This window comes from Kitasatospora sp. NPDC004745, assembly GCF_042873275.1.
GTDB lineage: Bacteria > Actinomycetota > Actinomycetes > Streptomycetales > Streptomycetaceae > Kitasatospora.
The window spans coordinates 45,024-60,624 of sequence record NZ_JBIALK010000013.1; the positions used below are offsets into that span (position 1 = coordinate 45,024).

Genomic DNA, 15,601 nt, shown 5'->3' on the forward strand with positions numbered 1-15,601 from the left:
CGTCCGGGCCGGACCGGGGCGGGCCGCATCGGCCCTCCGGGCGGCCCGGTCGGCCCGTCGCACGGGACCAGGGGCCCCGGGGCCGCGGACGGCGCCGCCCCTGCCAATCTGGGCCCTGCGCCGGACGGCGGCAACCGGCGCGCCCGGCCCCCGGCCCGATCGGCCCGCCCCGGCGCCCGCCGGTGCCCCTGCGCGGTGAACCGGCCGAGGTCCGGGCCGGCGGGCGCCCCGGGCGGGCCGGGGGTTCGCTACCCGCGCTCCGGGGGCCCCGCCATCGAGCGCAGGCGGGCCTCCAGGGCGGTGACCTCGGCGAGCGGGGAGCCGTAGAGCCGGGGGATCTCGGCCGCGAGCCCGCGCATCAGGCCGAGGGACTCCGTGGCGGCGGCCAGGGCCTCGGCGAGGTCGGTCCCGGCCTCGGCCCGAACCCGGGCGTGGAAGGCCAGGGCCAGCGCGAGGTCGCCGCGGCGGGCCACCGGGTTGAGCGCCGCCTGCTCGCGCATCATCGCCAGCGCCCGGGTGGTGACCCGGGCCGCCTCGCCGAACCTCCCCAGGTCTGCCAGCGCCGCCGCGAGCAGGGACAGCGAATCTGCGAGCAGTGCGCCGTGGGCGCCGGGTTCGGCCCGGTCCAGCTCCTCGAGGATGGCGACCGACTCCTCCACCGCGGCCAGCGCCCCCTGCCGGGTGTCGTGCATCCTGGCCAGGTTGCCGAGCCCCATCGCGAGGTCCCGCCGGTGCACCGCCGGGTTCGTCTGCGCCAGCCGCCGGTAGAGCGCCACGGCCTCGTGGGCGCTCCTGAGCGCCCGGGGTGCTGGTTGCGGGCCGACTGGCGGCGGGCCAGGTTGTTCACGGCCTGGGCCAGCCCGGGCGTGTGGGCCACCGGGTCCGCCGCGGCCAGCCGGCGCATCAGCACCACGGACTCCCGGGTGACCTTCAACGCCTCGGCGTACCGCCCGAGCCGGGACAGCACCACGCCGAACTGGCTGAGCGCGTTGGCCAGTTGCGGGCGGTAGGCGGCGTCCGCGCGGGACAGCCTGCGGTACAGGCCGACGGCCTCGCCGGTCACCGTCACCGCCTCCTGCGGACGCCCCAGCCCCCACAGGGCGGTGCCGAGCCCCAGCAGCGTGGCGCCCAGCGGCGCGGCGAAGGGCGCGTCGGTCTGCCGGCCCCGGCCCAGCGCCACCGCCTCCGAGGCGGTGGCCAGGCACTCCTCCCACCGCGCCAGCTTGGACAGCGCCTCGCAGCGGAGCACCAGCACGTAGGCGAGCGTGGCGGCGGCACCCCGGGCCGCAGCGCCCCTCGCCCCGGCGAGCCGGCCCCGCAGGAGCCGCGCGGCCTCGTCGGTGGCCGCCAGCGCCTCCTCGTACCGGCCTGCGAGCACCAGCCGGGTGCACTGCTCGAAGGCCTCCTGGGCGGGGTCGGGCGCGGCGCCGGGCTTCTCGCCGGGTCTCGGCGTCTGGTCGGGCAAGGGGGGCTCCTCGGGCTCGATGACGGCTGACATCGCACGATCAACTCGCCGCCAGACAAGCGGAACTGACGCTGAGTCGGTTCCTGATCCCCCGCCGTGCCGGACGGCCCGGTCAGTATGCCCGCGCCGGCCGCCCCCGGACCCCCGCGGAACGGCCCGCCTAGGGCGTGTCTTTCGGATCACGTCGGATCAGCGGGCGTCGTTGGGGTGCGTGCATCGGCGGCGCCGAGGAGGGAGTCCATGCGGAGCATCGGCGACTGACGAGAAGCCGGCGAGGTGCGTGCCCCGGCGGCGACCGCCTGGCGTGATCCGAAAGACACGCCCTAAGGTGCCGCGACGCTCGGCACCCCGACCGGCCCGTAGCCGCCAGCGCTCACTGGGCGCTCGCCGTGGGGCGGACGACGAGCTCGTTGACGTCGACCTCCCGGGGCCGGGAGACGGCGTAGGCGATGGCGTCCGCGACGGCGGACGCGGGCAGGGCCACGGCGCGGTACGTCCGCATGGCCTCCCGGGCGGTGGGGTCGGCGATGCCGTCGGCGAGCTCGGACTCCGTCACGCCGGGAGAGACGAGGGTGACCCGGATGTCCCCGCCGCACTCCTGGCGCAGCCCCTCGGTGATCGCGCGCACGGCGAACTTGGTGGCGCAGTAGACGGCGGCGGTGGGAGAGACCTCGTACGCGCCGACGGACGCGACGTTCACCAGGTGCCCGCCGCCCTGGGCCCGCATCACGGGCAGCGCGGCGGCGATGCCGTGCAGGACTCCCCGCAGGTTCACGTCGATCATGCGGTCCCACTCGTCGGTCCGCAGCGCTTCCAGGGGCGAGAGCGGCATCACCCCGGCGTTGTTGACCAACACGTCCACCCGGCCGTAACGGCTGCGGGCCTCGGACACGAAGGCCCGGACGTCGGCGGCGTCCGTGACGTCCAGGCGCCGGAACGCCGCGGTGCCGCCCGCGGCTTCGAGCTCGCCGGCCAGCGCGGCGAGGCGGTCGGCGCGCCTGGCGCCGAGGAGCAGGCGGTGGCCGTCGGCGGCGAGGCGGCGCGCGGTGGCCTCCCCGATCCCGCTGCTCGCCCCGGTGACCAGGACGACCTTGTCCCTGTCCTGCGTCATGCCTGCTTCTCCTCTCGGTGGAGCACGAGGTGTTCGTGGTGGAGGACCCCGTCCCGGATGTCGCCCGTGGCGGTGAACCCGGTGTCGTCGACGTAGTCGAGGTGGTGGCCGGTGAGCGTGTAGCGGCCCGTGTAGGCGTGGCGGCGGCTGCCGCGGGCCTCGTCGTAGCGGCCGTCGGCCCGCAGCTCCTGGCGGATGTACCCGTCCGCCGTCACCCATGTGCCGACCACGTCGACACCGCCCTGCTCGGTGCTGCCCGTCAAGGACGGACTCCCTTCGTCACTGCGTGCGGAACCGTTCCCGCGCCACCGAGTCTGGGCACGCCGGAAACGACCGGCCAGGACGCGCCCCGCCTGGGTGCGGTGCACCCGGGCAGGGCACGGAGAGGGACCCTAGGGTGGGGGCGTGACGGACAACCAGCTGGGAGAGTTCCTGCGCGCCCGCCGTGCGGCCCTGCGGCCGCAGGACGCGGGTGTGGTGAGCCACGGGATGCGCAGGGTCGCCGGACTGCGCCGGGAGGAGGTCGCCGTCCTGGCCGGGGTGAACGCGGACTACTACACCCGCCTGGAACAGGGCCGCGAACGCCACCCCTCGGCCCAGGTCATCGACGCGCTCGGCCGCGCCCTGCAGCTGGGCCCGGACGAGCAGGCGCACCTGCACCAGGTGGCGGAGACGGTGCCGGGCAACCGGTTCGCCCACACCACGGACCTGGTCAGCCCCGCCCTGCGCCAACTACTGGACGGATACCCGGCCGCCCCCGCGTTCGTCGTCAACCGGACCCTGGACGTCCTGGCGGCCAACGCCCTGGCCGAGGCCCTGCACTCGCCCTTCGAGCGGATGGACGACCTCGCCTCGATGGTCTTCCTCGACCCGGCGGGCCGGCAGTTCTACGAACGGTGGGGCCACACCGCCCAGGCCGTCGTCGGCCACCTGCGGCAGGCCGCCGGGCTCGACCCCGGCAGCCCCCGGCTGCAGGAGCTCGTCCGCACCCTCACCGCGCACAGCACCGACTTCACCCGCCTGTGGGAGTCCCACACCGTACGCGGCAAGACCCAGGAGGCCAAGCACTTCCTGCACCCGGACGTCGGCCCGCTCACCCTCACCTACCAGGCCTTCGACGTGCGCGACGCACCCGGCCAGCAACTCGTCGTCTACCAGGCTGAACCCGGCAGCCCCAGCGCCCGGGCCCTCGCCCTGCTCGGCTCCCTCCACGCCACCTCGGCCCGGGCCACCTCCGGGCAGGCCCGGGCCACCGCCGGGGAGGCCCAAGGCCGTTCGCATGGCTGACGAGTGCTTCGGGCACCCGCGGCTCGCCGCCGTCCACGACGCCCTCGACCCCGACCGCACCGACCTGGACGCCTACCTGCTGATGGTGGAGGAGTTCGGCGCGCGTCGGGTCCTGGACATCGGCTGCGGCACCGGGGTGTTCGCACTGCTGCTGGCCGGGCGCGGCATCGAGGTGACCGGGGTCGATCCGGCCGCGGCGTCCATCGACGTGGCCAGGGCCAAACCGGGCGGCCACCGGGTGCGCTGGATCCACGGCGACGCCGACGATCTGCCGCCGCCAGCCGTCGACCTGGCGACGATGACGGCCAACGTCGCCCAGGCGATCGCCGACCCGCCCGCCTGGCGGCGCACCCTGCGGGGAGCCCGGGAGGCGCTGCGCCCCGGCGGGCGCCTGGTGTTCGAGACCCGCGATCCGGCGGCCCGGGCCTGGGAGGAGTGGACCCGGGAGCGCTCCCACCGCGTCACCGAAGTCCCCGGCGCCGGGCCGGTGGAGAGCTGGGTGGAGCTGGTCGAGGTGCGCGGGCCGCTGGTGGCGTTCCGCTGGACGTACGTGTTCGGCGCGGACGGGCAGGTGCTGACCTCGGACTCGACGCTGCGCTTCCGGGAGCGGGCGGAGGTCGAGGCGGACCTGGCGGCCGCCGGCCTGGTACTGGAGGAGGTGCGCGGCGCGCCGGACCGGCCGGGGCGGGAGCTGGTGTTCGTGGCCCGGCGCCCGTAGGCCCTGGTGGGGCGCGCGGAACCTGGTGGGGCGTGCGGCCAGGCTCCACAACCCCGGCCGCGCCGGGCGGGCCGACGCGCTTCCCCGGCGCCACGAACGAGCGCCGCCGGGCGGCGGCACCCGGGATAGCGTCCCGCCCATGACCTCCTCCCCCGCGCAGCCCGCGGACCCCACCGATCCCGACGTCGCCCTCGTGCTGGCCGCCTACGCCGCCTACGCCCGGGGCGACATCGACACCGCCGTCGCCGACCTGCACCCCGACGTGGACTGGGTGGAGCCCGAGGAGTTCCCCAACGGGGGCGTGCACCGGGGCCGGGACGCCGTGCACAAGTACCTGAGCGCCTCGTACGCGATGTGGGGCGAGATGCACTCGGAGCCGACCGCCTACCGGCGCGGCGAGGACGTCGTCATCGTCCACCACGTGCACGGCGTGCTCACCGACGGCAGCCCGCTGGACATCACCGCCGCCGACGTCTTCACCCTGCGCGACGGCCTGGTGGTCGCCATGCACGCCCACGCGGACCCGGCCGAGGTGCTGTAACCGCCTCGGGAGCGCCCCGGCCGGATGCCGACGCGGCGCCCGGCCGGGCCGGACGGTCGACCGTCACAGGGGGCTGAGCCGGGTGCGCAGGAGGCAGAACTCGTTGCCCTCCGGGTCGGCCAGGACGTGCCAACTCTCCTCGCCGCTCTGGCCGATGTCGACGGGGCGGGCGCCGAGGGCGAGCAGGCGCTCGAGTTCGGCGTCCTGGTCGCGGTCGGTGGCGTTGACGTCGATGTGCATCCGCAGCTTCCCGGTGCGCGGGTCCTCGCTCGGGCTGAACAGGAGGGTGGGCTGCGGGCCCCCGGGGACGGACCCGGGCGGGCCGATCTCGATGCTCCCGTCGTCGTCCCGGTCGAGTTCGACGTAACCGAGGACCTCGCGCCAGAACGCGGCGAGCCGCTCGGGATCGGCGGCGTCGATGACCAGTTCACTGATGCGGCATGCCGTGGACCGTCACTCTAGTTCCGCGGCGGACGGTTTCCCTGTGCGCGGTGTCGTCGCGTTTCCGGGGCCGGAATACGCCGGTCGGCCGCCGCGTGGCGGGCGTTCCCCGGACGGCGGGCGAGGTTTCCTCGAAGGCGTCAAGCCTATTCCGGGGAAAAGTGGTTGGCGGAAATCCGGGGCGTGCCGCCGACCTCAGGGGTGGGCGAAGAGGGTGCTGGCGAGGGCGACGTGAACGGCGGTGCCGCCGAGGATGCTCAGGACGGCGTTGCGCCGCCACAGGTGCAGGCCCAGGGTGGCGGCCAGGGCGAGCAGGGTGGGGGCGGCCCGGACGGGGCTGGTGAGGGGGAGGTCGCGCAGGGCGTAGACGGTGAGGATCACCATCACGCCGACCGGCATCCGGGCGCTCAGGTAGTGGAGCACCGCGCTGGCCCGCAGCGGGGCGAGGGCGGCGAAGGGCAGCGCACGCAGGCCCCAGGTGACGGCGACGGACACGCCGATGGCGGCGAGCAGGTAGGACGTGTCAGGCACGGGTCGGCTCCTTCGCGGCGGCGGTACAGCGGCCGTCTGCGGTGCGGTGCCCGGCGGGGCCGCGGCGTCCGGCGAGGGCGCGGCGTCCGGCGAGGGCGCGGCGTCCGGCGAGGGCGCGGCGGGCCAGCAGGGCGGCGGTGAACAGCGCGGTGGCGGCCAGCAGCATCTGGCCGGGCAGGACGAAGCGCGCGGCGAGGGCGCAGACCAGGGCCAGCGCCGGGGTGGGGATGTCGCGCCGGGCCCGGAAGGCGTCGACGGCCAGGACGACGAACAGGGCGGTGAGCGCGAAGTCGAGGCCGACGAGCTTCGCCGGCACCAGCGCCCCGAAGAGGGCTCCGGCGGTGCCGCCGGCGACCCAGTAGGCCTGGCAGAGCACCTGGAGCCAGATGATGCGCCGCCCGCTCCAGGAGCGCGCCTGCTCGCCGGTGGTCAGGGCGTAGGCCTCGTCGGTCATGGCGAAGGTGCTGTACGCCCGGCCGAAGCGGCCGCCGACCCGGTGCAGGGGGAAGGAGAGGGCGTAGAAGACGTGCCGGAAGTTCACCAGGAACGCGGTCAGGGCGATCTGGGCGAGCGGGGTGACCGCGACGACGAGCCCGATCAGCAGGAATTCCAGCGACCCGGCGTAGACCAGCGCGGTGAAGGCGGTGGCCCACCACCAGCTCAGGCCCGCGTGGGCGACCAGCACGCCGAAGGCGATGCCGAGCGGGAACAGGCCCAGGCCGACGGAGCTGGAGTCCCGGAGCGCGGCGGCCAGGTCCGCCCGGGCGCTCGGCGCGGTGGTGTCGGGCTCGTCGGCGTGGGATCCGGCGGCGTTCGGTCCGGGGGTGTGCGGTCCGGCGGCGGGAGGGGGCGGCGGAACGGGACGGGTGAGCGTCCCGCCTGGTGCGGAATCCATGAGGGAAATTCTAGGACGAATTCCGGGTAATATGGTTTCCAATCATTGCCCGGGAGTAGCACTGTGAGCAACAAAGAAATGCTGGACGGCATCGATCGTGAAATTTTGTTCCACCTGCGCCAGGACGGCCGGCTGACCAACGTCGAACTGGCCAAGCGGGTCGGCCTCACCCCGCCGCCGTGCCTGCGCCGGGTGAAGCGGCTGGAGGAGGCCGGGATCATCGCCGGTTACCGGGCCCGGATCGACCCGGCGGCGGCCGGGCGGGGCTTCGACGTGGTGGTCGCGGTCGAGATCGGCGTCAACGACCTCCAGACGGTGGAGGAGTTCGAGTCGACGGTGGCCTCCTACGAGGAGGTGATCGAGTTCCGCCGGCTCTTCGGCCGGCCCGACTACTTCGTCCGGGTCGCGGTCGCCGACCACGCCGCCTACGAGAGCTTCCTCACCGCCCGGTTGATGGGGCTGCCGGCCGTAGCCCGGGTGGACTCGCACCTGACCATGAAGATCATCAAGGGCGACGGCTGACGGGCCCGCCGTCACGGCGCCGCGGGCCCACCGGCAGTTGTCGGCGGCGGCCCAGAGCTGTGACGGCCGGCGGCCTCAGAGCCGCCGGGTGCGCAGCACGCCGGTGCGCATCGGGAGGGTGAACCCGCCGTGGGCGGTCTCCGGCCGGTCCGCGAGGAAGGCGCGGATCCGGGCGAGGGCGTCCTCCCGTTCCGGTTCCGGCATGACGATCATCCCCGCGCGCGTGGCGAGGGTGTCGACCAGGGTGTCGGCGGTGCGGTGCTGCCCGTGCGGGAAGTCGGCCTGCTCCGGCGAGCCGAACCGGGCGGGCGCGCCGGCCCCGGGCAGGTGCATGTGCGCCGTCGCGGCGCGCCAGCTCGCGGGGGTGTCGCGGGGGCCGACGGCCGCGCTCCCGGCGACCCGGGCGAGCCCGGCGACCCAGGGGACCTGGTCGTCCATCAGGTTCCACAGGCCGGCCAGCACGCCGCCCGGGGCGAGGACCCGGGCGATCTCGGGCCCGGCGACGGCCATGTCGAACCAGTGCATGGCGTTGCCGGCCAGCACCGCGTCGACGGAGGCGTCGGGCAGCGGGATCGCCTCCGCGCTGCCCGGCAGGGCGCGGACGTCCGGCAGGCGGCGGCGCAGCTCGGCCAGCATCGCCGGGTCGGGTTCGACGGCGGTGACGTCGGCGCCCAGGGCGGCCAGGACGGCGGTCAGCTTGCCGGTTCCGGCGCCGAGGTCGAGCACGCGGGGGCCGGGGGCGGCTTCGAGCGCCCAGTGCACCGCGGCCCGGGCGTAGTCGGGGCGGTGCTCGGCGTAGGCGGTGGCGGCCGCGCCGAAGGAGGAGGCGTGCCGTGACTGTCGTCATGATCCATACGGGTGAGGCTAACCGCGCGGACGGGGGTCGGCCAGACCCTCGCGGGCGGGGGCAACCGCCGGGCCGGTCCCGGTGTCTTCCTTGCTGACTGACGATGCACAGCCAGGCCGGGCGGGGGCGGCCTGTCGGCTGTCCTGATGATCCGGGGGGATCCATGGGTTCGCGTTCCCTGTTGACGGTTTCGGTGTCCGCGCTGCTGGCCGGGCTCACTCTGACGGCCTGCGGGGCCGGCGGCGGTTCGGCTTCCGCTTCCGGCTCCGCGGCCACTTCGACGGCCGGCTCCACGGCCGGTTCGCCGAAGGCCGAGGCCGCCGCGCCGGTGTCCGAAACGCCGGTGTCCGCCGCGCCGGTGTCCGCCGCACCGCTCGCGGGCCAGTCCACGACCGCGCCCACGGGGCGGCCCGGCACGCCGGCCACCACCGGTGCGACCGCCGGCTCCGGATCCGGTTCCGGCGGGCCGCAGGACGGCAGGTGCCGCGGCGAGGAGCTGACGTGGACGCTCACCCGGCTCACCGCCGAGGGCAGCACCGACCGGGACCCGGCGAACGCCGAACTCGTCGCCCTCAACTCCGGCTCCCACGCCTGCACGCTGGCCGGCTACCCGAGGCTCGAGTTCCACCTGGGCAAGGGGCCGCAGGCCACCGGGGCCGGCAGGGGCGGCCCCGTCACGCTGGCGCTGGGCCCCGGCAAGCGGGCGGTGTTCGCCCTGCGCTACTCGGAGATGAACGGCAAGGGGCCGGACAGCGGGAACTGCAACCCGCTGGTGACCGCCGGCGCCGCCGAGGTGACCGCGCCGGGCGGGGGCGCCGAGGTCCGCGTCCCGGTGGTGGACCAGGCCGGCAAGCCGGCCCGGGTCACCGTCTGCGGCCAGGAGGTCCGGATCAGCCCGCCCACCGCCCGGTAGTCACTCCGTGCGCCAGTCCGCAGCTCCCGCAGGGCCACTGGTTGACGTCCTCCCCGCCCCAGGGGGCGGGAATTCCGGCCGCGCGCACCGTGCGGGTGAGTGTGGTCGGCGGTTGGCGCTTCCCGGACCGGGCATTCCCGAGGTCTCCACGCCCTGACACCGCATGTCCTGCGGCGTTGAGGATGTTCTTCGCGGCGTTCACGTCGGCGTGGTCCTGGTGTCGGCAGGCGGTGCACTCGAAGACCGCTTGGCTCTTGCGGCTTTTCGGGTCCACGTTCTTGCAGGCGTGGCAGGTCTGTGACGTGTACGCGGGATTGACCAGCACCACGCTGGTGCCGGTGGTGCGCGCCGCATTGCGGAGCGCCTGTTCCAGCAAGTGCCAGCCCTTGTCCAGGATGGCGCGGTTGAGTCCGGCCTTCTGCCGCACGTTGCGGCCGGGCTTATCCCGGGTGCCGGCCGCCGACGCGGTCATGTCGCGGATACGGAGGTCCTCGAGCACCACGACGGCGTTGCGGGTGGCCAGCGTGCTGGCCGTCTGTGCGCAGAAGTCGGCGCGGCGGTTGCGCACGCGGCCGGGTTCATCCACGCACCGCGCCGGCGGTACTCGCGACGCTGTTCCAGGGCGGTGTTCCACACCGAACGGCACAGGCCACCGAAGATCTCGCACAACTCGGCTTGATTCGTGTCGAGTTCAAGCCGGTACTTACGTCCGGACAGCAAAGGAACACCTCCCGTCATCCATGGCTGAGGAACCTAGCGCACGCCACTGACATTGATGCCGGGTCGTCATGCCCCCTCTTCACGGCCGAGATTTCGGGAGATGGGCCATAATCCGTCGGCAGAACGGGCGGGCCCCGCCGGGCGGTGGGGGAGGTCGCTCGGCGGGGCCCGGCGCGGCCCGGGGGCCACGCGGTCAGGTGGTCGGGTGGCCGGGCGCCCGGGACCGGGCGGGTGGCCGGGACCGGTCGGGGCGCCGGCCGGTCAGGCGGCGGGGCGGTCGGCCGGGGTGTCGGGGATCCAGGAGCCGTGGATGCCTCCGGGCACCCGGTGCGGCAGGTGGACGGCGGCGACCCGGTCGAGGTCGCAGGCGTCGAGGACCAGCAGCTGCGAGGCGTCCTGCTTGAGGTCGGAGACGACGGTGAGCAGGTAGCCGTCGTCCTCGCGGGTGGCTCCGGCGGCGGGGACGAAGACCGCCTCGCTCGGCAGCCGGGCGTCGCCGATCCGGTGGATGCGGCGGGCGCCGGTGGAGCGGTCGTACTTGACCACGCCGTAGCCGCCGAAGCCCTGCTCGTCGGGGAAGGAGACGGCGTACTGGTAGCGGTTCTCGACGCCCTGGTACTGCTCGTTGAGGGTCGGGAACTCCACCGCCAGGTCGTCGATGATCTGCTCGTCGACGGTGCCGGCCGCCGGGTCGATCACCCAGCGGCGGGTGAAGGAGCGGGTGTTGGGCTCGGTGCCGCGCCCGGGGGCGCCGACCCACCAGTTCCAGGAGAGCCGGAAGCCCTCGCGGTCGACGGTCGGGCCCTCCAGGACGATGCGGCCCCGGCCGTCCTCGTAGGCGTTGGAGACGTGCAGCATGTTGCCGGGCTCGATGGAGAACCAGCGCACGTGCCGGGCGCCGTCCTCGCCGCGGGGCATCACGCCGATGCGGGCGGGCTGGTCGTCGCGCCAGGCGTAGGGGATGCCGGAGTGCTCCTGCGGGTCGAAGGTGACGTTGCCCTCGATGAAGACGACGTGGCGGCGGGTGAGGGCGAAGTCGTGCTTGAGGGCGGCGCTCGCGCCGGGGACCTCGGCGCTGTGGACGAGCTGCCCCTTGGCGTCGACGACGTGGTGGACGAGGTACGGCGGGATCGGCGAGGAGCCGAAGAAGTGCAGCTCGCCGGTGACCGGGTCCTCCTTGGGGTGGGCGGTCATCGCGGTGCGCAGCTTGCCGTCGAAGTCGTAGGCGCCGACGGTCTCCAGCTCCGGGGTGAGTTCGAAGGGGAGGTTGGCCTCGCAGAGGGCGAGCAGGCGGCCGGCGTGCTCGATGACGTGGGTGCCGGCGGTGCTGGCGGTGAGGTCGGGGCCGGTCTCGGTCATGTAGGGGGCGCCGTCGAGGGCGGGGGTGTGGACCCAGCGGTTGCGGTACCACTCGGCGCGGCCGGCGCGCAGGCGGATGCCGTGGACCATGCCGCTGCCCTTGAACCAGTGGGTGGGGGTGATGCCGGGCTTGGGGTTGTGGCCGTTGCGCAGCAGTCGGCCGGTGAGTTCGGGCGGCAGGGTGCCCTCGACGGTCAGGTCGGTGGCGGTGACTTCGTCGACGAGGGGGGTGTAGTGGCCGGTCAGGTAGGGCTTGGCGGTGGTCATGGCGGGTTTCTTCCTCCGGGTGGAGCGGGTGGACGTCAGATCGCTTGCTGTGCTGATGACTTGGTGTTTCGGGTGAGGATCCAGGCGAGGGCGGCGGTGGCGGCCAGCAGGGCGGCCGAGGCGGTGAAGGCGGCGCGGTAGCCGGCGGTGAGGGCCTCCGGGTGGGGGGTGTGGGTGGCGGCGTGGGCGGTGACGGAGCCGGCGAGGGTGGCCAGGGCGGCCAGTCCGATGGCGCCGCCGACCTGGCGGGTGGTGTTGACCAGTCCGCCGGCCAGTCCGGTGTCCTGGGGCGGCAGGCCTCCGACGGCGAAGGCGGTGAGCTGGACGAAGGCGGTGCTCAGGCCGAGGCCGACGAGGACGCTGGGGCCCAGGACGTCGGTGAGGTAGCCGCCGTGGGCGTCGATGCGGGACAGCCACAGCAGGCCGGCGGCCTCGGTGGCCAGGGCGGCGGTGACCGTCGCCCTGGCGCCGATCCGGCGGGACAGTCGCGGGGCGAGCGTGGAGCCGAGCATGTTGGCGGCGGCGAGGGGGAGTTGGCCGGCTCCGGTGAGCAGCGGTCCTGATCCGAGGACCTGCTGCTGGTAGAGCGGCAGGAAGTAGAACAGGGCGATCCAGACGGATCCCAGCAGGGCCATCAGGAGGTTGCCGGCGGCCACCCGGCCGGTGGTGAGCAGGCGTGGCGGGATCAGCGGGTCCGGTCCGCCGCGGGCGCGGCGCAGCTGGAGGGCGGCGAAGGCGGCGAGGAGGGTGGCGGCGGCGAGGAGGGCGGCCAGGACCGGGGTGTCGCTCCAGCCGGCGGCGCGGGCGGTGGTCAGGCCCCAGACGAGGCAGGTCAGGGCGAGGGTGACGGTGGCGGTGCCGAGCAGGTCGAGGCGGCCGGTGCGGCGGTCGGCGGTGCGGTGGTCGGCGGTGCGCGGTAGGAGGGCCACGGTGGCGGCGAGGACCAGCAGGGTGCCGAGGGCGACGCAGTGGAAGATCCACGGCCAGCCCCAGGCCTGGGTGAGGGCGCCGCCCAGCAGGACGCCGCCCGCTCCCCCGGCGCCGGAGACGGCGCCCCAGACGCCGAGGGCGCGGCCGCGGCCGGGGCCGGGCGGGAAGAGGTCCATGGTCAGGGCGAGCGCGGCGGGGGCGACGGCGGCGGCGCCGAGGCCCTGGACGGCGCGGGCGGCGATCAGGGCGGCGGGGGTGGTGGCGAGGCCCGCGGCGAGCGAGGCGGCCGCGAACAGGGCGAGGCCGGTGGTGAGCACCCGGCGGCGGCCGAACAGGTCGGCGGCCCGCCCGCCGGCCAGGAGCAGGGCGCCGAAGGCCAGGCCGTAGGCGTTGACGACCCAGGTGGTGCCGGTGTCGGAGAGGCCGACGCCGGTGCGGATCCGGGGCAGGGCCACGTTCACGATCGAGGTGGCGAGCATGACGGTGAACTGGGCCGCGGCGAGCACCGCGAGCGCGGCCCCCGGCCGCCGGGCGCCGTCCGCCCCGCGGATGGACGGCGCCCGGGGGGTGGACGGCGCCCGGGGGGCCGGGGGTGTGCCGGGGGCGGTGGCGGCGGCGGTGCGCCCCGGCGGTGTGCGGTGGGGGTTCATGACGGACACCCTGGTGCGGGGCGGTGTCCACTCTCCAGGCCCGGCGGGGGCGGGGACTGTCCACTGCTGTCCGCTGCTGTCCACCGGGCACGCCGGCCGGCCCGGCCCCGCTCCCCCGCGGCCGCGCCGGACCCGCCGGACCCGCCGGACCCGCCAGGCCCGTCGTCACCGCGTCCCGTGCAGCTCCCGGCGCCACAGGGCCTCGCAGAGCAGGTCCAGCCCCTGGCGCAGGTGGCGCCGGTAGGTGCCGTACGGGAGGCCGAGGCGGCGGGCGGCGGCCTCCTGGGTCGGGGCGCCGGAGAAGTGGCCCGCCGTCAGGGCCTCGCGGGCGCGAACGCCGCGCGGGTCGCCGGCGAGGTCGTCGACGGCCCGGCGCAGCAGGGCGCGCAGTTCCTCGGCGGGGTCGGCGAGGTCGGCGGCCAGGCGGGTGCGGGTCAGGGCGCAGGCGGCGAAGGCGGCTGGGTCCCGCCAGTGGGCCAGTGCCTCGCGCACGGCCTGGTCGAAGGCGCTGCGGGAGAGGGCGGAGGGGCCGGGCTGGGCGGGGGTGTCGGTGGCGTCGAGGAAGCGGCCGAGCCAGGCCTCGACGCCCTCCTCGCGCCAGTCGACGCCGAACACGCCGTAGGTGTGCTCGCCGACGAGCGGCCGGGCCCCGGTGTCCTCCAGGGTGCCCTTGACGCGTTCGGCCCAGGTGTCGGCGTCGCGCCAGACGGCGAAGCCGTAGGCGCGGCCGCGGGCCCGGGCGGCCTCGGCCTGGGCGCGGGAGCTGCTGAGGTCGATGACGCGCGAGGGGACCTGGTACTGCTCGGGGTAGACGGTGAAGCGGCTGACGCCGATGTGTTCGCCGGGGCGGACGGGTGCGGTGGCCTCGGTGTGGGCCCAGGCGGCCGCGACGACGGGGTCGGTGGCCAGGTCGAGGGGGTCGGCGGGGGCCGGCAGGACGAGGCGGGCGGTGAAGGCCACGGTCTCGCCCGTGCTGACGCGGCGGTAGACGCTGAAGGCCTGCGGCTGGCGGCGCATCCAGTAGTGGACCAGTTCGGCGGAGGCGGGGCCCTCGGTCTGTTCGGCCATCCGCAGCACGGCGTCGGTGTCCTCGGGGCGCAGGGGGCAGTCGTGCACCTCGTCCTCGCGGGACCAGGTGCGCAGCCGGGCCAGGGTCCGGCTCTCGCGGAAGAGGTAGAACAGCTCGTCGGTGACGGTCCAGACGCGTTCCTCGGGGGCTTCGCGCAGCAGGCGCAGGTACTCCTGGGCGAGGCGTCGGCGGATCGTCTCGAAGGCGTTGGGGGCGCGCCAGCGCAGGTCGGCGGTGAGGGTCTCGCGGGCGGCGTCGTGCGGGTGCAGGCCGCGGGGGGTGGATTCCATGAAGGGCAGGTCGCGCAGCCAGCCGAAGAGGGGGTGGGCGTCCTCGTCGGGCAGGACGGCGGCGAGCAGTTCCTCGGAGGTGGCGTGGGCCTGGGCGGCGACTTCCAGGGCACGGCGGTGGGCGGCCGTCGGGACTTCGCCGATCAGGCCGGTGAGCAGGGTGCGCAGGAGGTCGGCGGAGGGGGCCCAGACCTCTTCGCGGTTCCAGCCGGTGGAGCCGGCGGCCGCGGCGAGGGAGAGCGCCAGTGGGTTGCCGCCGGCGAAGCCGAGGACGCGTTCGCGCAGTTCGGGCCGGACCCGGGCGGTGGTGAGCAGGCTGCGGGCCTGGTCGTCGGAGAAGGGCTGCAGTTCGCGGACGTCGAGCAGGCCGGCCCAGGCGGGGTCGGCGGTCCACTGGGGCTGGGGTGGGAGGCGGCCGGCCAGGACGACCAGGGTGTCGTCGGCGGCGCGGGGCAGGAAGCGCTGCCACAGCCAGGTCTCCAGCCACTGGCAGTGTTCGAAGGAGTCGACGAGGAGGACGGTGCCGGGGGTGTCGAGGAAGCCGGCGGCCGCGTGTTCGAAGTCGGCCGGGTCGCGGCTGACGAAGCGTCCGTCGAGTTCGAGGAGCGGGCGGCCCGCGGTGCGGGCGCGGTCGGCGAGGGTGCGCAGCAGGGCGGACTTGCCGATGCCGCCGGGGCCGAAGGCGTAGAACGCGAAGGGTGCGTGCGGGTCCCCGGCCAGGGCGCGGGTGAAGCGGCCGAGTTCCTCCTCGCGGCCGATGAAGGCCCGGGCCCGGGTCCTGCTCAGTCTCTCTCCCACGGACGCCACGCGGGCTCCCTCCCCTGGTGCGGCCCGGGCTGGTCCGCCCGGGGTCCCCGTCGGTCCGGCCGGGCGGGGGCCGGGCGGGCGTGCAGGGGTGCGGGGTGCGTGGCGGCGCGGGCGGTTTCGGTCGCCCTGGTCGGCATGCACCTGCCTGGATTGAAGCACCGGGCCGGGGCGGCCCCGGAACCGGGCCCGGTGTCGGGTCGGGGCTGCGACCTGCGGGGAGCGGGGCCGGCACGGCTGG

At 75.5% G+C, this 15,601-nt stretch carries 17 protein-coding genes and 1 pseudogene; 5 read left to right on the forward strand and 13 right to left on the reverse strand.

The features are described from left to right. Positions 1–248 precede the first annotated feature (248 nt). The 4 genes from ACFYUY_RS21355 to ACFYUY_RS21370 form a co-directional block, all read right to left on the reverse strand. A complete protein-coding gene (locus ACFYUY_RS21355; RefSeq protein WP_387902417.1) occupies positions 249–503 on the reverse strand; it encodes a hypothetical protein in 255 nt (84 codons plus the stop codon). Continuing rightward, positions 500–1,465 carry a hypothetical protein gene (locus ACFYUY_RS21360; protein ID WP_387902420.1) on the reverse strand — a complete coding sequence of 322 codons (966 nt, stop codon included), beginning with the start codon at positions 1,463–1,465 and terminating at the stop codon, positions 500–502. Before ACFYUY_RS21360 ends, ACFYUY_RS21355 begins: the two co-directional genes overlap by 4 nt. 373 nt (positions 1,466–1,838) lie before the next feature. Beyond that, entirely contained in the window at positions 1,839–2,576 is a 738-nt protein-coding gene (locus ACFYUY_RS21365) for an SDR family oxidoreductase (RefSeq protein WP_387902423.1), read from the reverse strand. Continuing rightward, complete coding sequence (locus ACFYUY_RS21370; protein ID WP_387902426.1) at positions 2,573–2,839, reverse strand: Atu4866 domain-containing protein; 267 nt, start codon at positions 2,837–2,839, stop codon at positions 2,573–2,575. The genes ACFYUY_RS21365 and ACFYUY_RS21370 overlap by 4 nt, the downstream gene beginning before the upstream one ends. A 142-nt stretch (positions 2,840–2,981) precedes the next feature. Here ACFYUY_RS21370 and ACFYUY_RS21375 point away from each other — a divergent pair, with 142 nt between their 5' ends. The 3 genes from ACFYUY_RS21375 to ACFYUY_RS21385 all read left to right on the forward strand — a co-directional run bounded on the left by ACFYUY_RS21375 (position 2,982) and on the right by ACFYUY_RS21385 (position 5,122). Beyond that, complete coding sequence (locus ACFYUY_RS21375; protein ID WP_387902429.1) at positions 2,982–3,863, forward strand: helix-turn-helix transcriptional regulator; 882 nt, start codon at positions 2,982–2,984, stop codon at positions 3,861–3,863. Beyond that, on the forward strand, positions 3,856–4,581 hold the full coding sequence (locus ACFYUY_RS21380; protein WP_360210408.1) for a class I SAM-dependent methyltransferase: 726 nt from the start codon (positions 3,856–3,858) through the stop codon (positions 4,579–4,581). Before ACFYUY_RS21375 ends, ACFYUY_RS21380 begins: the two co-directional genes overlap by 8 nt. 139 nt (positions 4,582–4,720) lie before the next feature. Beyond that, entirely contained in the window at positions 4,721–5,122 is a 402-nt protein-coding gene (locus ACFYUY_RS21385; RefSeq protein ID WP_360210410.1) for a nuclear transport factor 2 family protein, read from the forward strand. A 63-nt stretch (positions 5,123–5,185) separates the two neighbouring features. Here ACFYUY_RS21385 and ACFYUY_RS21390 read toward each other — a convergent pair whose 3' ends face one another. The 3 genes from ACFYUY_RS21390 to ACFYUY_RS21400 all read right to left on the reverse strand — a co-directional run bounded on the left by ACFYUY_RS21390 (position 5,186) and on the right by ACFYUY_RS21400 (position 6,989). Next, positions 5,186–5,557: a VOC family protein gene (locus ACFYUY_RS21390; RefSeq protein ID WP_387902778.1), complete on the reverse strand. Its 372-nt coding sequence runs from the start codon at positions 5,555–5,557 to the stop codon at positions 5,186–5,188. Positions 5,558–5,758: 201 nt separating this feature from the next. Further along, on the reverse strand, positions 5,759–6,094 hold the full coding sequence (locus ACFYUY_RS21395) for an AzlD domain-containing protein (RefSeq protein WP_360210414.1): 336 nt from the start codon (positions 6,092–6,094) through the stop codon (positions 5,759–5,761). Beyond that, the gene (locus ACFYUY_RS21400; RefSeq protein WP_387902434.1) at positions 6,087–6,989 is read right to left on the reverse strand and encodes an AzlC family ABC transporter permease; all 903 of its coding nucleotides are present in this window, start codon (positions 6,987–6,989) and stop codon (positions 6,087–6,089) included. The genes ACFYUY_RS21395 and ACFYUY_RS21400 overlap by 8 nt, the downstream gene beginning before the upstream one ends. 78 nt (positions 6,990–7,067) lie before the next feature. Here ACFYUY_RS21400 and ACFYUY_RS21405 point away from each other — a divergent pair, with 78 nt between their 5' ends. Continuing rightward, the gene (locus tag ACFYUY_RS21405; protein ID WP_387902781.1) at positions 7,068–7,511 is read left to right on the forward strand and encodes an Lrp/AsnC family transcriptional regulator; all 444 of its coding nucleotides are present in this window, start codon (positions 7,068–7,070) and stop codon (positions 7,509–7,511) included. 75 nt (positions 7,512–7,586) lie between these two features. Here the strand turns inward: ACFYUY_RS21405 and ACFYUY_RS21410 are convergent. Further along, a pseudogene (locus ACFYUY_RS21410) lies at positions 7,587–8,297 on the reverse strand (class I SAM-dependent methyltransferase); the annotation flags it as partial. Positions 8,298–8,539: 242 nt separating this feature from the next. Between ACFYUY_RS21410 and ACFYUY_RS21415 the strand changes: the two are divergent. Further along, complete coding sequence (locus tag ACFYUY_RS21415; protein ID WP_387902437.1) at positions 8,540–9,271, forward strand: DUF4232 domain-containing protein; 732 nt, start codon at positions 8,540–8,542, stop codon at positions 9,269–9,271. Here ACFYUY_RS21415 and ACFYUY_RS21420 read toward each other — a convergent pair. From ACFYUY_RS21420 to ACFYUY_RS21440, 5 genes are all read right to left on the reverse strand, one after another. Beyond that, positions 9,249–9,839, reverse strand: a complete 591-nt coding sequence (locus tag ACFYUY_RS21420; RefSeq protein ID WP_387902439.1) for an RNA-guided endonuclease InsQ/TnpB family protein — start codon at positions 9,837–9,839, stop codon at positions 9,249–9,251. The two genes, ACFYUY_RS21415 and ACFYUY_RS21420, sit on opposite strands and share 23 nt — an antisense overlap. After that, positions 9,740–10,009, reverse strand: a complete 270-nt coding sequence (locus tag ACFYUY_RS21425; RefSeq protein ID WP_387902442.1) for a helix-turn-helix domain-containing protein — start codon at positions 10,007–10,009, stop codon at positions 9,740–9,742. The genes ACFYUY_RS21420 and ACFYUY_RS21425 overlap by 100 nt, the downstream gene beginning before the upstream one ends. Before the next feature lie 243 nt (positions 10,010–10,252). After that, positions 10,253–11,617, reverse strand: a complete 1,365-nt coding sequence (locus ACFYUY_RS21430) for a carotenoid oxygenase family protein (protein ID WP_387902445.1) — start codon at positions 11,615–11,617, stop codon at positions 10,253–10,255. A 35-nt stretch (positions 11,618–11,652) separates the two neighbouring features. Further along, on the reverse strand, positions 11,653–13,197 hold the full coding sequence (locus tag ACFYUY_RS21435; protein ID WP_387902447.1) for an MFS transporter: 1,545 nt from the start codon (positions 13,195–13,197) through the stop codon (positions 11,653–11,655). A 165-nt stretch (positions 13,198–13,362) separates the two neighbouring features. Continuing rightward, positions 13,363–15,354: an ATP-binding protein gene (locus ACFYUY_RS21440; RefSeq protein WP_387902450.1), complete on the reverse strand. Its 1,992-nt coding sequence runs from the start codon at positions 15,352–15,354 to the stop codon at positions 13,363–13,365. Between the last annotated feature and the right edge of the window lie 247 nt (positions 15,355–15,601).

Bases quoted from the DNA above. Each gene is read 5' to 3' on its own strand.
- ACFYUY_RS21355 (WP_387902417.1), bottom strand. From the start codon at position 503: ATGATGCGCGAGCAGGCGGCGCTCAACCCGGTGGCCCGCCGCGGCGAC.
- ACFYUY_RS21365 (WP_387902423.1), bottom strand. From the start codon at position 2,576: ATGACGCAGGACAGGGACAAGGTCGTCCTGGTCACCGGGGCGAGCAGC.
- ACFYUY_RS21380 (WP_360210408.1), top strand. From the start codon at position 3,856: ATGGCTGACGAGTGCTTCGGGCACCCGCGGCTCGCCGCCGTCCACGAC.
- ACFYUY_RS21385 (WP_360210410.1), top strand. From the start codon at position 4,721: ATGACCTCCTCCCCCGCGCAGCCCGCGGACCCCACCGATCCCGACGTC.
- ACFYUY_RS21400 (WP_387902434.1), bottom strand. From the start codon at position 6,989: ATGGATTCCGCACCAGGCGGGACGCTCACCCGTCCCGTTCCGCCGCCC.
- ACFYUY_RS21405 (WP_387902781.1), top strand. From the start codon at position 7,068: ATGCTGGACGGCATCGATCGTGAAATTTTGTTCCACCTGCGCCAGGAC.
- ACFYUY_RS21425 (WP_387902442.1), bottom strand. From the start codon at position 10,009: ATGACGGGAGGTGTTCCTTTGCTGTCCGGACGTAAGTACCGGCTTGAA.
- ACFYUY_RS21430 (WP_387902445.1), bottom strand. From the start codon at position 11,617: ATGACCACCGCCAAGCCCTACCTGACCGGCCACTACACCCCCCTCGTC.
- ACFYUY_RS21435 (WP_387902447.1), bottom strand. From the start codon at position 13,197: ATGAACCCCCACCGCACACCGCCGGGGCGCACCGCCGCCGCCACCGCC.